General features: G+C 46.1%; 10 protein-coding genes. 6 read left to right on the top strand and 4 right to left on the bottom strand.

Going from position 1 to position 19,655, the window contains the following annotated elements; all coding sequences use genetic code 11:
* Positions 1–97: 97 nt before the first annotated feature.
* The gene (locus QUA47_RS20255) at positions 98–367 is read right to left on the bottom strand and encodes a YciI family protein (RefSeq protein WP_333175219.1); all 270 of its coding nucleotides are present in this window, start codon (positions 365–367) and stop codon (positions 98–100) included.
* A gap of 164 nt (positions 368–531) precedes the next feature.
* On the opposite strand from QUA47_RS20255, the gene QUA47_RS20250 reads away from it, so the two are divergent.
* Positions 532–1,104: a Uma2 family endonuclease gene (locus tag QUA47_RS20250; RefSeq protein WP_333432074.1), complete on the top strand. Its 573-nt coding sequence runs from the start codon at positions 532–534 to the stop codon at positions 1,102–1,104.
* 263 nt (positions 1,105–1,367) lie between these two features.
* On the opposite strand, the gene pheT is transcribed toward QUA47_RS20250, so the two are convergent.
* On the bottom strand, positions 1,368–3,812 hold the full coding sequence (gene pheT, locus QUA47_RS20245; RefSeq protein WP_333432073.1) for a phenylalanine--tRNA ligase subunit beta: 2,445 nt from the start codon (positions 3,810–3,812) through the stop codon (positions 1,368–1,370).
* 533 nt (positions 3,813–4,345) lie between these two features.
* Here pheT and QUA47_RS20240 point away from each other — a divergent pair.
* The 4 genes from QUA47_RS20240 to QUA47_RS20225 all read left to right on the top strand — a co-directional run bounded on the left by QUA47_RS20240 (position 4,346) and on the right by QUA47_RS20225 (position 11,858).
* A complete protein-coding gene (locus QUA47_RS20240; RefSeq protein WP_333432072.1) occupies positions 4,346–5,977 on the top strand; it encodes a serine/threonine-protein kinase in 1,632 nt (543 codons plus the stop codon).
* Between the two features lie 151 nt (positions 5,978–6,128).
* Positions 6,129–9,218 (top strand): MASE1 domain-containing protein, encoded by a 3,090-nt coding sequence (locus QUA47_RS20235; protein WP_333432071.1) that lies wholly within the window; start codon positions 6,129–6,131, stop codon positions 9,216–9,218.
* 20 nt (positions 9,219–9,238) lie between these two features.
* Positions 9,239–11,047: a PAS domain-containing sensor histidine kinase gene (locus QUA47_RS20230; RefSeq protein ID WP_333284340.1), complete on the top strand. Its 1,809-nt coding sequence runs from the start codon at positions 9,239–9,241 to the stop codon at positions 11,045–11,047.
* Between the two features lie 313 nt (positions 11,048–11,360).
* The gene (locus QUA47_RS20225; RefSeq protein ID WP_333284338.1) at positions 11,361–11,858 is read left to right on the top strand and encodes a hypothetical protein; all 498 of its coding nucleotides are present in this window, start codon (positions 11,361–11,363) and stop codon (positions 11,856–11,858) included.
* Between the two features lie 109 nt (positions 11,859–11,967).
* Here the strand turns inward: QUA47_RS20225 and QUA47_RS20220 are convergent, their stop codons facing one another.
* A complete protein-coding gene (locus QUA47_RS20220) occupies positions 11,968–12,462 on the bottom strand; it encodes a WbuC family cupin fold metalloprotein (protein ID WP_190662213.1) in 495 nt (164 codons plus the stop codon).
* A gap of 76 nt (positions 12,463–12,538) precedes the next feature.
* Between QUA47_RS20220 and QUA47_RS20215 the strand changes: the two genes are divergently transcribed.
* Positions 12,539–13,762: a tetratricopeptide repeat protein gene (locus QUA47_RS20215; RefSeq protein WP_333432070.1), complete on the top strand. Its 1,224-nt coding sequence runs from the start codon at positions 12,539–12,541 to the stop codon at positions 13,760–13,762.
* Between the two features lie 231 nt (positions 13,763–13,993).
* Here the strand turns inward: QUA47_RS20215 and QUA47_RS20210 are convergent, their stop codons facing one another.
* Positions 13,994–19,405, bottom strand: coding sequence for an AAA family ATPase (locus QUA47_RS20210; RefSeq protein WP_333432069.1), 5,412 nt, complete (start codon positions 19,403–19,405; stop codon positions 13,994–13,996).
* Positions 19,406–19,655 lie beyond the last annotated feature (250 nt).

Here is a 19,655-nt window from a genome sequence, read left to right as displayed (position 1 = left end):
TTATACAATTCAGCTATGATACCCGACATTGATTTATTAGTCAAGTGAAGTACGTTCTGTCCCGACTTACGAAATAATTCCTAAGTTCTATATCGCTTCAAAAAGCTTGAATCCACTCTTTCACGTCGTACTCAGTCCAAACCCCATTTACCCAATAAGGATCGGCTTCCACCAATTGTCGCACCTGCGCCTCATCTTCAGCTTCGTAAATTGCAAAAACTTTTGTTAAATCTTTCGTTGGCCCGATCGTACTTAACACACCCGATTCCTTCTGCTTAGCCAATCCGGCTAAATGAGCGTCTCGAAACGGAGCGCGTTTTTCGATAACGTCTTCGCAGTAACTTCCCCACATCACATATTTGGTCACGGTTTTGAGCCTTGGATAAATTTGTTTTAAATTTATTTTACAATAAATGTAGCAGGATTTGACGAGTTTTTTTAGGATCAAATTGATTAACCGCAGAGGGCGCAGAGGTCGCGGAGGAATAGAGGGGAAGAAGAGAGAGGTTTGTTAGAGAGAAGGAGGTTACTATGACTTTATTAGATATTCGGCTGCTGACTGTTCATGAATATGACCGGATGACGGAAATTGGTATTTTTGACGAAGATGAACGGGTGGAATTACTAGCAGGGCAGATAGTAAAGAGGGCAGCAAAGGGAACAGCTCACGGTGCGGCGATTGCGCGCACGAAGATATTACTGGATAACCGTTTAGGAGAACAGATTTTTGTGCGGCTGCAAGACCCGGTTCGGATGAATAATTACTCGCAACCTGAACCGGATATTTCTGTAGTTATACCAGATCCACTTTACTATGAAGACCACCATCCAATTCCTTCAGAAATTTATCTGATTATTGAAGTTGCGGATACTACGCTGAGAACGGATTGCGGGATTAAAGCGAAAATTTATGCTGAGTCGGGAATTACTGATTATTGGGTTTTGGATGTGAATAATCGGCAACTCCACGTTTTTCGAGAACCGAGTCAGGATGGTTATCAAAGTCGGGTGATTCTTGCGGATGGTGATAGTATTTCTCTTTTGCGGTTTCCTGATTGTTCTTTTTTTGTGCGGGAGATGTTGCGGCCATTGGTGTCAATTTAACGCTTTTTCCCTGAGTCCGGCAGGGGTTGAAACCCCCGCCTCAAAGCTGAAGTCCTCTCAAGAGGACTGAAGAGTTCATTAGTTAGCAATTATGCACTTTAAACGGCTTTATTGCAAAAATTTGATATTTTCGCTTTGCTCATGCTCAAAATGGCACATTTACCTTGTAATCCGTAAGTCTTGTTAGTCCTCTTGAGAGGACTTTAGCTTTGAGCCAGGGAATTCATTCCCTGGCGGCCTCCATTGGTGAGTAGCGGCCTATTTTAGCTTCTCAAACTAACGCCGAATTTCTCAACTAAAACATCGCGCACTTTTTGCTGCGCCGGTTCGACATCGGTTTCGCTCAAAGTTCGATCGCCCGCGCGGTAAATTAACCGAAAAGCCAAACTCCGCTGTCCCGCCGGCACGTTGTCGCCTCGATATTCGTCAAACAGTTCCACCGAATCCAGCAAACTACCCGCCGCCTTTTTCATCGCACTCTGCATCTCTACAACCGGAACTTCAACCGGTGCGAAAAATGCAATGTCTCTGTCAGAAGCGGGGAAACTCGAATAACCCGCGAATTTGCGAGTTAAGTCGTTCGATCGCCCTAATTGACTTAACAGCACCGCTAAATCTAATTGAAACACGTAAACCTGCTCAGGCAAATCCTTTTGTTGCTGCAATTGCGGGTGCAACTGTCCAAAAACTCCTAAATGTTTTCCGTTTAACGATAACGCAGCGGTGCGGCCCGGATGCAAGCGTGTATTCGAGGAATCGCTTTGATATTCTACTGACAAACCCAACTCTTGAAACGCGCTTTCCAAGATACCTTTTGCCTCAAACCAAGTCAAAGGTCGATCGCGCCCTCCCTGCTGCCATTTCCACACAGTCGGATCGCCGCCGATAATCCCCGCCACTGCATCGGCTTCCTTCATTGCATCCCCATCTTTCCAGAAAATGCGACCGACTTCAAAACCGTTTAGCGCCCCATTTCCCTGTTCCAAATTGTACCCGAAAGCATCAATCAAACCCGACAGCATTTCTGTCCGCAAAGCCGAATACTCCACAAACAGCGGATTCGCCAGCACAACCTGATTGTCTCCCTCAGTTTTCACCAAAGAATAGTGCATCAACTCCGTCAAACCGGCCGCCCGAAAAGCCGATCGCACATTGCGAATTGCTGCGTATTCCGGCGACAAATAACCGGGTTCCGTTTTGCTGGGCAAAGTATCGCAGAAATTGTCATAACCGTGCAGTCTGGCAACTTCTTCAATTAAATCAATTTCCCTTTCTAAATCGCGATAGCGGTAAGGCGGCACCGTCACATTCCAAACCCGCTCTTTTTCCGTTGGAACAACTTCGCATCCCAAGGCGGTGAGAATGTTTTTCACCTCTTCCGGTTCCAGATATTTAGAACCGCCCGTTTCTCCTCTTTTCAACTGCCCTAAAACCAGATTTACTCGGTCGAGACGCAATTCGAGCGATCGCGAAAAACTCAAATCCTCGCCCGAACTCGCCGTTTTCTGCACCGTCGCAGTGCCTCCAGCCAACTCCAAGATTAGGGCGACAGCGCGGTTGCAGGCCGTCGCCAAGGCCGCCTGATTCACCCCCCGTTCGTAGCGGATCGATGCCTCGCTACGCAGCCCTTGAGCGCGCGCAGAACGGCGAATCGTTGCCTGGTCAAAAATCGCCGCTTCCAAGACTAAATTTTGCGTTCCTTCGTGAACTTCCGTATCTTCGCCGCCCATTACTCCAGCTAAGGCAACAGGTTTGTCGCTAGCAGTAATTAACAGATTTTGAGCTTGCAAATTGCGGTTTTGTCCGTCCAAAGTTTTGAAGGATTCGCCTGTTTTGGCAAAGCGGACGCCGATGCTTATATCTTGAGTACCGGTGAAAGATTGCAGGCGATCGCGATCGAAAGCGTGCAGCGGTTGTCCCCATTCCAATAAAATGTAATTAGTTACGTCCACCACATTATTAATCGGCCGCACTCCCGCCGCCTGCAACCGCTGCTGCAACCAAGCTGGAGAAGCACCAATTTTCACACCTTCAATTGCCGTGCCGATGTAAATCGGGCATCCTTGCGGTTCTGATATTTCTACTGCCAAACCAGGACTTTCTTTGCCCTCAATCGCCACACCATTCGCTTCGGGAATTCTCAAACTCGCCCCAGTCAGCGCCGCCACTTCCCGCGCTACACCCACCATGCTCAAAGCATCTGCACGGTTGGCAGTTGCTGTCAAGTCTAAAATCACGTCATCTAAACCCAAAAGCGGGCGAATATCGCTGCCCAATTCGGGATTTTCTAAATCGAAAATGTGAATCCCGGCTGACTCTTTAGATAGTCCCAATTCCGCCAGAGAACAAATCATTCCTTCGGAAGGAACGCCGCGCAATTTAGCCGGTTTAATCTTTAAATCAATAGTCGATAAATAAGTGCCGACAACAGCGACAGGCACGTAGATGTCTGCCCTAGCGTTCGGTGCGCCGCAAACAATATTCAAAGCTTCTGAGGAGCCCACATCCACTTGACAAACTCTCAATTTGTCTGCATTCGGATGCTGTTCGCAGGCAATGATTTTGCCCAAAACTACGCCGCTTGCCCAGGGGCGGCGGTCTTCAATTTCTTCCACTTCAAACCCAGCCATTGTCAGGGTTTCGGCTAATTCTTCCGGGGATATCACCACATCCACCAATTCCCGGAGCCACTTTAGAGATATACGCATAATTTAGTCAGTAGTTAGTTGTCAGTGCTCGGTAGTTATTAGTCAAAAGTCGGCGCCGACAGGCTACGACTTTTGAGTCCCAGAATTTATTCGGGAAAGCTTTTCATAGCATACTAATTCAATTCTGTCAATACTCTTATGGTACACATCAGCAAAAAGGAGGAATATGCCCAAAGGTCGATGTCTACTGGGGGATGAGTAGCATTCTCCTTCAGAGAATGAGGTATGCTAGAGACATCTAAAAACGTAAAAAGCATCTAAGTTTAGAAAGACTTTACACAAAAAAGGACAACTTTAGCAAGTCTTTAAACTATCTTCAAGGATAATCAACCGAAAAAACTCAGACCAGCGAGATAATCAAAATAGGGAAAAGATATCGGCATAAAAGACTTAGGTGCAATTCCAATTCGCCATCGAAGGCACGGCCAGCCGACAACTGATAGATTAGTATTTCTACCAGAAGCAGGAACAGGCAATTTGTGCAGTCGAGCGACGCTGACAAGATCAGAACAACATAGGCAAACTCAATCAATATGAGCTACTGCGTAAATCCGGGCTGTCCCCATCCTCAAAACCCTGCTGACTCTATTCTCCAGTGTCAGACGTGCGGTGCGCGGTTATTGCTGCGCGCTCGCTACCGAGTCATTGAACCGTTAGGCCAAGGAGGTTTTGGAGCTACATTTCTGGCAAAAGACATCTCATTGCCAGGTCAACCGAGTTGTGTAGTCAAGCAACTGCGACCCAGTAGTTCGTCGCCGCGAGTTTTAGAAATGGCGCGGGAATTATTCAAGCGAGAGGCAAAAACCCTCGGCCAACTGGGCGACCACCCGCAAGTACCTAGGCTGCTAGACTATTTTGAAACGGAACAGCAATTTTACTTAGTTCAAGAGTATGTTAAAGGCTCGACTTTGAAACAAGAAGTCAAGCACTCAGGCCGTTTCAACGAATCCGACGTTAAAAATTTTCTATTAGAAATTCTGCCAGTAGTGCAATATATCCACAGCCAAGGAGTAATTCACCGAGACATCAAACCCGCAAATATTATTCGCCGAGTTCAAGACGGCCACTTAGTTCTGATTGACTTCGGAGCGGTAAAAGACCAAGTGAGCCAAACAATATTATTAGACCCCGCCGACCAAAGCGCCAACACGAAATTTTCAGTTGGCACATTTAGTTTTGCCCCCCCGGAACAAATGGCGCTGCGGCCGATATTTGCCAGCGACATCTACGCGGTGGGCATGACTTGCTTGTACTTGCTGACAGCAAAATCGCCCAAGGATTTAGATTTTGATGGAGTAACCGGCGAAATTGTTTGGCAGCCCCATGTTCAGGTGAGTCCAAATTTTGCGCGGATTCTCGAAAAAATGCTGAAGCCGATGGTTGGGCACCGCTTCCAATCGGCAGCAGATGTCCTCAGAGCTCTCTCGGGCCAATTTGAAGACCCAAGTCTTATGGATGGCTTGGCAACTCAATTCAACGGCTCTTCTCGTACAGTTGAAGAACCGACAATATTTAATGACGAGGGTTCTTCGTGGTCACCGCCTCAGAGCAAAATCAATCCAGATGTACGATCGAATCAAAGCCGCATTGGTAGAACTTCCTTCACCCCATCCGGGAACACGGGGATGCAGCCGAGAGTTTCCCGAACTCTGGCTGAGTCCGGCAGAACTTTCGGAACCGTTGGACCTTCTAGCGGCAATTTAGCAGCGTCAAAGGTATCGAAAGTTGCTCCTAAGTGGGACACCAACAGCGTGCGAGCGGCATATTTTAAAGGCAAGCGCGATTTTGCTGACTGCGAACTGTCTGGCCTGCAACTGCAAAAAGCCCAGTTAGCGGGGGGGAATTTTTATCAGGCTAGGTTGGTGAAGACAAATTTGCAAGCAGCGGATTTGTCGGGGGCAAATTTGGGTCACGCGAGGTTAATTCAGGCGAATTTGCGAGATGCTAACTTGACTGAGGCTTATTGCAGCACTGCCAATTTTGAAGGCGCGGATTTCCGAGGTGCTGACTTGACGGGGGCTTATTTGACTAAGGCGAATTTGCGGGGAGCAAATTTGTGCGGGGCAAATCTTACGAACGCTACAGTTTCTGAGGAACAACTGGCAATGGCAAAGACCAATTGGCTTACTGTTAAGCCGGATGGCAAGCGGAGTTTTGGATTTTAATAGAAGGAAGAAGGAAGAAGGAAGAAGAAAAAATGCTCCTACTCTCCCACTCTCCCAGTCGTCCACTCTCCCCACTCCCCACTCCCCCAGTCAGGTGAGTCGTCAGGAGGAAGTTCGATCGCCCCAATGCCGCCTAAATTAAAAACTAGGAATGGAGGATTCGATCGCACTCAACATGAAACTGCTCAACCCCCGCACTCGAATGCTTCTGTACACCGGCATCCTGGCCCTGGCCTACTTTGTTACCGGAAAACTCGCAGTGTCGATGCTGGGACTGGTGAAAGCCGAACCCTCCCCCGTGTGGCCGCCCGCCGGTATTGCTCTAGCAGCACTGCTACTGCAAGGACGACGGATGTGGCCGGGAATTGTCCTCGGTTCGGTGCTGTTGAACTCTACCGGCGGTATACCGTCGGCTGTCATTGTCACATCTGCCTTTAGCGTCACCCTGCAAGCGCTGGCTGGAGAGGCTTTGCTGAGGGAGAGCGGATTTTCTACCAAACTCGATCGATTGCGAGATGTTCTGGCTTTAGTAGCGGGCGCTGTCATCGGGTCTACTTTCCTCGGCTCTATCCTCGGCAACTTGGGAACGTGCATTTTTGGTTGGGCTCCGTGGAGCAATTTCTCTCGCAACTGGTGGACTACGTGGCTCGGAGACGGCATGGGCATTTTGCTCGTGACGCCAGTGCTGCTGACTTTAAACCACGCCGTTAATAGTTTTAAATTTCCCTTAAAAACCCCCATTTTTTCAACTTTTATCGCACTTTTTAAAAGACAGAATAATCAATTATCACTTACTAATTCCCAACTACCAATTACTAATCGGAGACACACATTTCCTGCACCTGAAAACCGTTATAATCTTATATTTTTAATTATTAATTATTCAGAAATAGCGCTCTGGCTGACTCTATTGCTGAGCGTTAGCTGGCTGTTTTTTTGCTCGAAAACACAGGCGGCGATCGCTCAGTATCCGCTGGAATATCTGCCTTTTCCTCTGATAGTTTGGGCCGCCCTGCGGTTTCAACCGCCGGGAGCGATTTTTGCTTATTCGATCGTGTCTTACATCGCGATTTTGGGATCAGTCCAGGGAGGCGGCCCGTTTTTCGCCAAAAGCGATAATCTCAAACAAGCGGTGTTATTTTTACAAGCTTTTACCGGTACGATCGCCCTTGTGGCTCTGATGTTGGCGGCCGCCGTAGCAGAACGCCAGCAAGCGCTTTTTGAGGTGCGCCGCACGGCGGCGGCGCTGCGATCGCGCGAAGCTAGTCTGGCGAACGCTCAGCGCATCGCTCAGTTGGGCAATTGGGATTTAAATTGCACCGCCGTCCAAGCAACTGAGAACTTTCACGAATCGTCAGAACACTGTACACCCAACAGCGAATTGCGGTGGTCGGACGAACTTTACCGCCTCTTGGGTTTTGCTCCGGGAACTGTCAAACCGACACCAGAAGTTTTTTTGCAGGCCGTACATCCAGAAGACCGAGAATTGGTGGCGCGATCGCAGCGCCAAGCTATGTTTGAGCACAAACCTTATTGCATTAACTACCGAATTGTGCTGCCCGACGGCTCCGAACGCACTGTCTGCGAACAGTCGGCCATTCAGTCAGGGGCGATCGCCGCGACAGTCCAAGACGTTACCGAACGCCACCGCGCGGAAACCGCTTTGCGGGCGTCCTCCGATCGCGATCGCTTGCTCTCAGAAATCGCCCTGCGAATTCGCAACTCCCTCGACCTCGAAGAAATTCTCAACACTACTGTTGCCGAAGTCCGGCAATTTTTCAAGGCAGACCGCGCTTTCATCGGTATTGTGGACGCGCATGGGGTACATCTTCCTAGCCCGGTGTACGGTAAGGTTGTGGCTGAGTCTGTGGGAAGCCAATGCCGTTCTATTCTCGGGTGGGTGCTCGCTGATGAGAATCAGCTCGAAAACTTGAGAACGTTTTATGCCACCAACCGTGTCCGATCTATCTCCGATACTGCTAGCGTTCAACTCAGCAGTGCAGTTGCCCAAATATACAGCGACTATCAAATTAGAGCGACGTTAAATGTGCCGATCGTCCTGGGGGATGAATTGTTCGGGATCTTAGCCGTCAACCAGTGCTCCGGGCCCCGCCAGTGGCAGGAATTTGAAATTGATTTGTTGGAAAAACTCGCTACCCAAGTGGCGATCGCTCTCCAGCAAGCCCAACTTTTGCAGCAGGTAAAAGCTCTCAATGCCAACTTGGAATCTCAAGTGGAGGAACGCACCCGCCAACTACAGCAAAAAATGCACGAACTGCAAGAAAGCAACCGCCTCAAAGACCTATTTTTGCACGCAGTTTCTCACAATCTCCGCACTCCAGTTATGGGAATGTTAATACTGCTGAAAAATTTGCTCAACAAATCGGCCTCTGATTCTCTACAAGATGTTCCGGTTTCTCGATCGATTTTGGAGCGGATCGTTCAAGCCAGCGAACACCAATTGACTATGGTTAATGCCCTGCTCGACGCTCACGCTAGCGAGGTCAAAGGTATTGTTCTCAATACTGTACCGCTGCACTTACAGTCTTTAACTTCAGAAATTGTTGGCGATTTAGAACCGATATTGGCCAAAAACCAAGCAACTTTGACTCAGGAAATACCGACGGATTTGCCGAGAGTCTATGGCGACAGCAAACACTTGCAGCGGGTGTTGGAAAATCTGTTGACTAATGCTATCAAACACAATCATCCGGGAGTCAATATCGCTTTTAAAGCCGAAGTAATAGAAGTTGAAAAAACGCTAAGTTTTGAAGGAAATTCACAGGTTTTAACATCTCAAAATACTCAGCTCGCCGGTTGTATCGCTAACCGGATATCTTCTGGGGGCGATCGTCCTAGGATAGGCGAGACCACCCAGAAAAATCAGGAAACCCTGGCCAAATTTAACCTCGACGGCAGTGGCAAAATGCCTCGCTATCAGGGGCAAATTGGCAATCTCGGCAGCAAATTGCCCGGAGTCACCGTAAAAATGGTTCGCTGTACTGTAACAGATAATGGAGTGGGAATCAGCGCCAAACAGCGGGAATCTCTATTTGAACTTTACGTTCACGACCCTAATAGCCGACAATTAACAGGGCTGGGTTTGGGCTTGTACCTGTCCAAGCAAATTATCAAAGCTCACGGCGGCGAAATCGGCGTCGAAAGCACTCCCGGAGGTGGATCGAGTTTCTGGTTTTCGCTACCTGCTGTCAACTCGGACGATCGCTCTTTGCCAGTCTAAAATCTAAAATCTAAAATGGTATGAGCTATTTGGGCAACGCAAAATCAGTTCAGGGGTTAACGGTTTATGAGGTGTGGCGCGATCGCTTCCTCCGAGATCGGCTGCGCCCTGCTGTGGGAATTGCCATCTTTTTTGCCTTCACAATAACGGTCTATTTTCTGGGCGAAAGATTCTTCGCTCGCCAGGAGTTTAAAAGTGTTTATTTGTACACGAGCGCTGCTGTAGAATTGGGTTTGTTGACCTGTTTTGTGTTGCAAAAAACCTCCTTCGGACAGCGCTATCCCGGTTTGCTATTTTTGGGTTTTTCGTGGTCGCTGACGGTGATTGTACAGCTTGGGTTAGCTGTCGCACAAGCCGGGGAATTACCAATTTTTACCTGGAGTTTAGCGTTTCTGATCCAAGCTACGCTGATGCCCGTCCGCTGGCGCCTCCATTTGATTTCTCAACTCGGCGTTTTGTGTTGCCACGTCGGGATAAATTTGGTTTTAAATCTAAGTTTTGCTAAGTATACTCCTTTTAAGTTGACCGGGTTTTACTTATATTTGTTTTGGTTTTGTTTGATTTGCGATTTGTCGGTTTATTGGTACGAATGTCTGCAACGGAAAGAGTTTAGTACCAGGCGTGAGTTGGAATCTGCTTACCAGCAGTTGGAGGTGGCGGAAGCGAAGTACCGCAGCATTTTTGAGAATGCCGGCGAGGGAATTTTTCAAAGCACTCCCGACGGCCGCTACATTACTGCAAACCCAGCTTTGGCGCGGATTTACGGCTGCGATTCCCCGGAAGAAGTGACGGCAAAGTTTACTGATATCGAGCGGCAGTTGTATGTCGATCCGGCTCGCAGAAATGAGTTTTTGCGATCGATCGAGAAAAGCGGCACAGTATCGGATTTTGAATCTAAAATTTACCGCTCAGACGGCAGTATTGTCTGGATTTCTGAGAAGGCGCGGGCGGTACGGGACAGCAGCGGCGCCGTGCTTTATTATGAGGGTTTAATTGAGGATATCACGCAGCGAAAACAGGCACAAGAATCGCTGCGGCTGTTTATCCACGCTCTTTCTCACGACTTGCGAAACCCGGTGGCGGGAATGTTAATGGTGCTGAAAAATTGGCAGACGAAACCTGGGGATTCGATCGCAATTCCCCGTTCTGTTTTGGAGCGGATGATTCAAGGTAGCGAGCAGCAATTGCGCTTGATAAATTCGCTGTTGGAAGTTCACGCCGGGGAATTGCGCGGTTTGGTTTTGCACTGCGAATCGGTTGATTTGAGGGCGGTAGTTGAAGCTGCTGCGACAGATTTGGAGCCTTTAATGAATGAGGGTAAAGCTACTTTTAAAAATTTGGTGCCGGATAATTTGCCAGCCGTGAATGCTGACAAAACTCAGTTGTGGCGTGTATTCTCTAATTTAATTGCTAATGCTTTGAAACACAATCTGCCGGGACTAAATTTAACAGTTTCGGCTCAAGTAATCAAGGCGGGAAAATTAATTATAAATCAAAGCACAGCAAAACAAGACATCCACAAATTACCGATTACCAATCCACAATCCCCCATTACCAATCCCCAATCCCCAATCCCCAATCCCGGAAGTAGGATGATTTACTGTACTGTGGAAGATGACGGGGCGGGAATATTGCCGGAACAGTGCGAACATCTTTTTGACCTTTACGTTAGGGGCGATCGATCCCGACACTCCGTCGGTTTGGGTTTGGGTCTATATCTTTGTCGCCAAATTATTGGTGCTCACGGCGGCCAAATTGGGGTAATTAGCACTCCCGGTGCTGGGGCAAGTTTTTGGTTTACTTTGCCGCTGGCTGAGAATTTCCGGTGATTTTTTTGTATTTTTAATTACATTTTATCTAGCCATCGTGCCAGATATTTAGAACGTTATTAATTGCTGAAACCCTTGCGAAATATGCTTCTTCCTTCTGCCTGCGGCTATACTTTTGTTGTGCGTCGCAGGTGCTTTTTGTGTGGTTCAAGCCAAGTCTGTCGAGCGGACTATTTCGATCGGACTATTGATATTAATTTAAAACCGTGGTACACTTCCCCAAAGTTTTTAAAGGAAAAATAAAGTTTCGATCTTCACATTTTCTTTAGAAACATCATTTAATCTAGAAAATCTCTAAAACTAGATAAAAAATATGCAATTTATGTTTATCGAGCAAGGCTCAGAAAATACAGCTAAAGACAATGCAGCTAAGTACGACTCAGCTAAATATAACGAGCGGTCGTTCTCAACTTTAATGCGGGCGCTCCGTCTTTCCCAAGGTTACTTTTCTTTCGTTTTAGTCAACTGCAACTCGCTAACTTTACGGCAGCAAATAGTCGATCGGCTGCAAGTAAATTGTCCCGTGAAACCGCAGCAACTGTTTTTGCCCGAATCGGCGACAACTCTCTACACGACAATCGCAGCAGAAATAGACGGCGAAAAGCCTCCAGCTTTAATGCTCCTCGGTTTGGAATCAGTGGAGGCGATCGATAGATTGCTCGTTTCTACCAACCTACTATGCAGCGAATTCAGCAAAGCATTTTCGTTTCCCCTCGTCTTTTGGGTGACTGATGAGCTCCTGAGAAAAATCATTCGCACCGCCCCGGATTTATACAATCGGATGACGACAATTAGATTCATCAGTAATTAGTAATCAGCCCATCGATTTTAGATTTTAGATTTTAGATTTGAGATTTTTAACAGTCAACAGTCAACAGTCAACAGTCATCAGTCAACAGTCAACAGTCATCAGTCCTTAGTCAAGTGTTAAATTCCGCTTCCCAAATCAGGACTAATTCTCGCGCCGCCGCCGTTTCCTCAGCAGGAAAACCTGCCAAAAAGCCTTTATCTGCCGCCACGTCATAAGGCCCTTCCTTGAACTCCAAAATCACAGTATCCGGTGCCAAAGCTACTAACGTGTGAATAGTACCCTCTGGAAGTTCGACAGCGCGAGTCGGGCCGGCAGCGCTGACTCGCAAGGAGCGCAGGATTTGACCGTTTTCGTTCAAAATAACAATACCGACTTCTCCTTGAATCACGGCAAAAAACTCAAAACCGTTAATTGCAGGCGGGCGCAGGTGTTGGTGAGGGCGGACGTAAGTGCCCGGTTGCAACACGTTGACAAACCGCTGCACTTTTTCAGACAAATCGTCGTGGAAATTGTAGTTTTGTCGCTGTCGGGGACTGCGGCGGGAGGAAGCGGCAACTTCGTCTAGCAATTCTTGCGTCAGCAATTTGATCGGAGGGGACTGCACAACAGATATCCTGTATTTAATAGTTTTTGAACAAATGGGCTAGTCTGGGATCATCGTTATCAGCATCTCTTGACACATGGAAATCGCAACTCAGGTGCGTATCACTAAGGCAATGCGTTTGTCAAGTATCTTTAGAAAAAGTATTAGCCCGATCGCCCTTTCGACTATTCTAGTCTGCGCCAGTAGCGTTTCTGCCTCTGAACCGAGGCCGACACTGTTAATTCAGCAGGAATTCCCACAGCAGCAAGTTAAAGAAGAAATTCGCGATCGAGTTCAAGAAGAAGTTGACATTGCTTTCGGGCGCACGGCGGTACTGCTGAACGGGCTGATAATTGCCCTAACTTTGTTTCCGACAGCAGCCGGAGTCGGGGTTTGGTTTCTGTTGAGCAAATTGTCCAAGCAGACAACAATTGCCCGCCAAGAAATTGAAAGTCTCCATTACGATACAATCTCTCAATTAAAACTATTAATTTCCGACGCTGAAACTATCTTAGGCGAAATTCAACAGCAAAGTCATCCGGCAGAGGCAGAAACAGACCTTTTATTCCCCGATGCCCAAATTCAAGAATTTGCTCCGGTTAACTATGGCAATTACCAAAAGTTATTGACGGCCGGCGACTATGCTAAACAGGGAGATGCTTGTTTCTTTGAAAACCGTTATCAAGATGCGATCGCAGCTTACGATCAGGCCCTGCAAATTCAGCCGGATTTAGCCGATACTTGGAATAACCGAGGAGTAGTGCTCACGAGAATGCAGCGGTATCCAGAGGCGATCGCCTCTTACGAACAAGCTACTACAATTCGTCCGAATTATCCCGATGCTTGGAACAATCGAGGCGTGGTATTGTTGGAGTTGCAGAAGTACCAAGAGGCGATCGGCTGTTACGAACAGGCAATTCAAGCCAAACCCGATTATGCCGATGCTTGGAACAACCGAGGCGTTGCTTTTTCCAAAATGCAGGAGTACGAACAAGCAGTAATTTCTTACAATCAAGCCCTACAAATTAAAAATGATTATACTGACGCTTGGAACAATCGAGGCGTGGCACTCTCCAAATTGCAAAAATACGAAGCTGCGATTGATTCCTACGACAATGCTGCTAAAATCCGGCCTGACTTTTACAGAATTTGGTATAATAAAGCCCGATGTTATGCCTTACAAGGTAAAATTGAATTAGCAATTGAAAATTTAAAGCGCGCCCTCAATCTTAATCCCAATGTGTGTAAAGAGTTGGCAAAAACTGAAGCTGATTTAGAAAAAATTCGCGAACACGACGCATTCAAGCAGTTGATTAATTGAGCGGAACTAAGTAGATGAGTGGGAAAATACATACAGCCTATTCCAGGTTTATGAAGTGTAGGGACAAAGGTTTTCGCCTTTTCCCTACGGGGATAGAACGATAGGCGGGGGTAGTTCATAAACATAGAATCTGCTTTAAGTAGTCAAAAGCGAGTGAAACGAAGCTATTGGCTTTCGGTTCTGGCAGTTGTACATTCGGTTATACAGCAAGGTTTATTTGTGCCTACCTACTTACTTCTGTTTGATTACTACCAAAGTAATGTCATCAAATACTTTTTGCTCCCCGATGTATCGCCGCACGTCGTCAATAACAGCTTGCTTGATTTCTGTTGCTGACTGTTCCCTGCTAAGGACAACAACTTCAATCAAGGGCTCGATACCGTATTGATATTTCTTCATATCAAAAGCTTCGGTAATTCCATCTGTGTAGAGTACGACAACATCCCCCGAATTCAATTGTATTTCAGTAGTAGCAATGAAATCGGCAATATCTGCTTCCAAGGCGATGGGAAAGCCTAACTCCATGGTATCAATCCGCTCTACTTCGCCGCTGGAACGCACGACAATCACCTCTTCGTGCTGTCCGCTCAAACGCAGGATGTTGTCCCCCCGATATTCCAGCAAAGAAAGGCTCATATTTTTCCCGGAATCCATGCGATCTACGTTGTCAAAAAGCGTTTGGTTGACGGTCTGCAATAATTTAACGGGGTCGGTTTCATTGTGGATCAACAAAGTGCGAATTGCTGTTTGCGCCATAATCATTAACACGCCACTTTCTAAACCGTGTCCTGTCACGTCGCCGATGCCAATTGTGGCTTTACCGCCGTAATTTAGTACGTCGTAGTAGTCGCCACCGACTTCATCAGCCGGTTCCATGAATCCAGCTATTTCTAGCCCTTCTATTGACTCTAATTCCTGCTGTTTAGGCAAAATCATTTGTTGCAGGCGGCGGGTTACGTCTAGTTCGGCACTCATGCGAAGGTTTTCTACTTTTAGCCGTTCGTTCAAAAGCAATATTTCTCTATTAGCTTGGGCTAATTGTGCGGTGCGTTCTTCTACTTTTTGTTCTAGGGTTTGATAAAGTTGGGCATTTTCTAGGGAAATAGCAGCTTGGGCAGAAATTATGCTCAATACTGCTAATCTGTCTGCTGTAAAAGCGCCAGTTGCGAGATTGTTTTCTAGATACAAAATGCCGATGAGTTTGCCTTGATTGATGATGGGGGCGCACAAGACTGATTTGGGTTGATTAATTGCAATATAAGGCTCTGCGGTAAAGGTTCCTTCGCGGACGGCATCGTTTAAAACTACATCTGACTGAGTTCTTGCGACATAATTGATAATAGATGTCGGGAGATTCTGACTCTTATTAACAGCAAGAGATTGCAAGACTTGGACGGAACCGTCAACGTCTCCGGCAGCTTCAATTCTGAGTTGGCCCCTGCTGTTTAGCAAGATGAGAAAACCTTTTTGAGCTCCGGCATTTTCAATGGTAAGTTTAATTAAGTTTGACAGTAAGGATGCTAATACTACTTCGCCGGATATTGCTTGCGATGCTTTGATTACTGTGGTAAAATCCAGCATAAACGAGCTGCTGCTGCCTGTCGAGGTTGGCGGAAGGGATGTGCTGGTTATGCCAGAAAGGTTTGTACCTGTTGATGTTTGTCTCAGCCATAGCTGAGGGTAGCGCTTTTCTAAGTCTTTAACTTTGGCGGCTGCACCCCAGCGGAGATAGTAAGAGCGGGCATTTTGCAGGTAGGTATTGGCAATCAATGTCTTATTTTTAGATAAGTAAAATTTGGCAGCTAGTTCGTAGGAGAGGGCTTCTTCGTTGATGTATTCGTTTTCTCCAGCGGTGGCGATCGCGCGATCGTACCAGTCCATTGCTTCAAAGTTTTCCCCTTTAATGCGGCACAATTCTGCTTCTATTAGTTCTACTTTCTGCAAGTAATTCATCGGTGCGTGAGTTGCCAATACTTTCAGTTTATCCAGATTGGCGGTTACTTGTTCTAACATTTGTTCGCGCTCGCTCTGGCTGACATCAAAGTAAACCGCAAGTCGCACGAGAGAATCGTAGAAATAAAAGAGAGGAGCGAGAAGCGAACCAACTACTCCGGCTAAGTCTTTTGCTGCTAAATCAGCATATTTTACAGCTTCAGCAAATTCTCCAAAGAGATAGCAGAGAATGGTTTTTTGCAAGTAAATAATGTAAACCGCACTGCGATTTTTGGCTTGCACCATCATTGGCAACTGGATGTCTTCGTTATAAGCTTCACCGATTAATTTACAGGGATTTTCGGCGCCATCTATTAAATTTAGAACTGCCTGCCGATAGATTTCATTAAAATTCAAATCTGCTTCTTGCTTTAGTTGGCGCATCATGTCGCTGTAGGCAGCTAATTCTCGTTCAAGTTCTGTTAATTCTTTGCCGATGAAATATGCGTGCAATGCATACATACTGGCCGCGTGACAGGCATATTCTATATCTCCCGTTTCCAAGCCGATCGCGCAAGCATCCTGCGACAGTTTTAAAGTTTTCCTGACCGATTCTTTGCAATGTTTGACAAAACCATTCACAATGTGAAGTGTTTCTGCTTTGACTTCGTTGGAGTTAATTTTTACCAGCAAATTTAAAGCCAGTTCGCCAAATCTGTAACCAGATTCGATGTCATTGAAAATCGCGCTCAAAAGCAGTCCACAATTAGCATAACCTGGCAAAGAATAGGGAGCATTGCCGTATTCTATCGATAAATTGACTTGTTTAAAGGCAAACAGCGGCAGGATTTGGGGAAAGGAAAAATAGGCAGCAGCAAAGGTGCTTGATATCACCTGCATGGCTGCTAATTTGTCCGGTGCTGTCATTGGCGGCAAATCGATTAAATCTTCGATTTCTCTGCCTGTTAGCGCTGCCTGAGTTGCTTGCAGCGCCGCCTCAATATCTGTCGGGTTGGGGTGTTTGGGAAAATATATATCTAACAGTTCTAGCACTGATAAAGCTGTGTCTACTGCTTGCCGGAACTGGCTTTGCGCTAACTGAGCGAGAATTTTTGCTTGATAAACTTTTACTTTGTCTAAAACTGTTTTCGCTTGTTGCAGCACCGGAGTTGCTAATTCCTCCATCTGCTCGAAATCGGTACTGATGTAAGCGGCTTCTGCTGCTTCTTCGTAGAGATTCAGGGTTAAGTCGTATTGGGTTTGCCAACTGTCTGCACTTAATAATTGCCTGCCCGCCGCGAAGTAATCCAGTGCTGATTTATAAGCAGCGGAAACTTTGGCTTTTTTGCCTGCTAAAAGGTTTAGTGCTGCCAGTTCATTGCGCTGCGGCTGTGCAGCAATTAATTCGCTGCCAAAGTTTAGGTGATTGACGATATCAAAGATTTTCTGTTCTCGCTGTTCCGGCACAGTATTTTCCAACAAAAGTTGTCCGACTCGGTAGCGGACAACTTGCTTTTCTGGTTCGGGAATTAGAGAATAGGCGGCTTGCTGCACGCGATCGTGCAAAAATTTGTAATAAACAGTTAAATCTTCTGAATTTTGCTCTAATTCTAGAAATTTGTAATCATTTCCCACGGGAATAATTAAAGTTTCCCTAACTGCTTCCAAAAGTTTCCCGTTAGTTGCTTTTACTGAGTTTTCACTAACAATTGCCAAGGTTTTCACATCAAATTGATTGCCAATGCAAGCAGCCAATTTTAATAGTTGCTGTGTTTCCGGCGACAGTTTTTGAATTTTTCCTGCCATGAGTTCGACTACATTGTCAGTAATTCCCTTGGCTTGAATTTGCTCTAAATCCCACTGCCAGCCTCCCTTTGTCCCCCCAAGCTTCGGAGAAGTTACTCCAAATTTTAACAGTTTCTCAGCATAAAGTGATTTGAGAAACTCGTTAATAAAAAAGGGATTGCCTTGAGTTTTTTGCAGGACTAACTCTGCTAAGGGCAGGGCTGTTTCGACATCGCATTTAAGAGTATCTGCAATTAAATGATTGACATCATTTAACTTTAAAGGTAAGAGGGAAATTGAATTAATAACGCATCCCGTTTTCTGAATCTCATTAATTGTTAACATCAGCGGATGGGCTGCACTGACTTCGTTATCCCGATAAGCCCCAATCAGAAACAGATATTGCATATCTGGGTCAGTGATTATCAATTGAAGCATCTGCAAACTTGCGGAGTCGGCCCACTGCAAATCGTCGAGAAACATGACTAAGGGATGTTCTGGCTTGCAAAATACGCGGATGAAGTTATGCAAGACTAAATTAAACCGATTTTGCGATTCAGCGGGAGGAAGTTCGGATAATTCTGGCTGCTTGCCAACTATCAATTCTAATTCGGGAATTACATCAATAACGACTTGACCGTTAACTCCAACTGCTGTTAATATTTTTTCGCGCCACTGTTGGAGTTTAGGTTCTGTTTCTGCGAGCAACTCCCGCACTAATTCTTGAAAGGCTTTAATGACGGCGCTGTAAGGAATATTTCGCTGAAACTGGTCAAATTTCCCGGCGATGAAATAACCTTTTTTTCGGGTAATGGGTTTATAAATTTCTTGAACTAATGCTGATTTGCCAATGCCGGAATATCCGAATACTAACATCATTTCGGAATGTGGTCGGCTGTTGGGGGAGGGCTGAGTTTCTGAGGTTACACTTTCTGCTTCTTCCTGCAAGCTACCGGCAACTCGCTCAAATGCCGCCAGCAGGCTTTCTATTTCTGTTTCTCGGCCGTAAAGTTTTTGAGGAATTTGAAACTTATCTGAAATATCGTGCTGACCAATAGTAAAGTCTTCTATCTTGCCTTGAGTTTGCAGTTGAGTGAGACATAACTCTAAATCTGCTTGAATTCCCCAAGCGCTTTGATATCGATCTTCGGCGGTTTTTGCTAACAGCTTCATTACGATATCTGAAACAGGTTTAGGAATCTCTGGATTGAGTTTTTGGGGCGGAATAGGTTGTTTAGCGATGTGACAGTGTACTAATTCAATCGCGTCATTACCTTCAAAAGGCAGTTGATTGGTTAGCAGTTCGTAAAAAGTAGCGCCCAGGGAATAAAAATCAGCGCGGTAATCAATGGCGCGATTCATTCTTCCGGTTTGTTCGGGTGCGATATAAGCTAAAGTTCCTTCTAAAACATTGGGACTTTTTAGGGTAGGATTTTCTATAGACAAGACTGTCGAAATGCCGAAGTCAATAATTTTGACTTGCCCGGTTTTGGGGTTGATAATTATATTAGATGGGTTAATGTCTTTGTGGATAATATTAGCGCTGTGAATCTGACCCAAAATCTCGACAGTTTTGATCGCGATGGGGAGAAATTTCGCTAAGGTTATTTGATGTTGCTGCCGCCATAAACTTAAAGATTCAGCGCCATCATCCTCGAAGACGATGGCAAGAGAATTATGATATTTTTCTAAGCTGTAAGCTTTAACAAAGCCTGAAAAATTCAGAGTTTGACTGATTTGGTATTCCTGCTGGTATCTGAGCAGTTGTGCTGGCGTTGGCAATTCTTCTTTCAGCAGCTTGAGGATGATCGGTAGGCGCTCGGCGTAGCCGTCGCGTAGCTCGCGATCGCGAATTCCGCGATAAACGAAGGAATTTGCGCTTTCATAAATTTGGGAGAAAATCTGATATCCAGGAATGCCAAGCATAGTTTAAATTGTCCGTTTTGAGCTTTTGCGCTTTCTGTGCAGCAGTTGCGACTTTATCTTGCCATTATTGCTCATATATCACTGCAGTGGTAGCTCGATCGCTGCCACTGCAGAAAAAAGGACTGTTTGTACAATCGGGATGCTTCCTAGTGCGAGAGATTCAAAAGTAGCGATAGAAGAGCTTTGGATATTTTCGGAGATGTCTATTGTTAAAACATTTGATATGCAATGGATCTTACTCCTGACTTCT

The organism is Microcoleus sp. MON2_D5, from assembly GCF_036701905.1.
Lineage (GTDB): Bacteria > Cyanobacteriota > Cyanobacteriia > Cyanobacteriales > Microcoleaceae > Microcoleus.
Note: the sequence above shows the minus strand (reverse complement) of the source record. Positions and strands in the feature narration are given on the sequence as shown.

Bases quoted from the DNA above. Each gene is read 5' to 3' on its own strand.
- QUA47_RS20230 (WP_333284340.1), top strand. From the start codon at position 9,239: ATGAGCTATTTGGGCAACGCAAAATCAGTTCAGGGGTTAACGGTTTAT.
- QUA47_RS20210 (WP_333432069.1), bottom strand. From the start codon at position 19,405: ATGCTTGGCATTCCTGGATATCAGATTTTCTCCCAAATTTATGAAAGC.
- QUA47_RS20225 (WP_333284338.1), top strand. From the start codon at position 11,361: ATGCAATTTATGTTTATCGAGCAAGGCTCAGAAAATACAGCTAAAGAC.
- pheT (WP_333432073.1), bottom strand. From the start codon at position 3,812: ATGCGTATATCTCTAAAGTGGCTCCGGGAATTGGTGGATGTGGTGATA.
- QUA47_RS20250 (WP_333432074.1), top strand. From the start codon at position 532: ATGACTTTATTAGATATTCGGCTGCTGACTGTTCATGAATATGACCGG.
- QUA47_RS20240 (WP_333432072.1), top strand. From the start codon at position 4,346: ATGAGCTACTGCGTAAATCCGGGCTGTCCCCATCCTCAAAACCCTGCT.
- QUA47_RS20215 (WP_333432070.1), top strand. From the start codon at position 12,539: ATGGAAATCGCAACTCAGGTGCGTATCACTAAGGCAATGCGTTTGTCA.
- QUA47_RS20235 (WP_333432071.1), top strand. From the start codon at position 6,129: ATGGAGGATTCGATCGCACTCAACATGAAACTGCTCAACCCCCGCACT.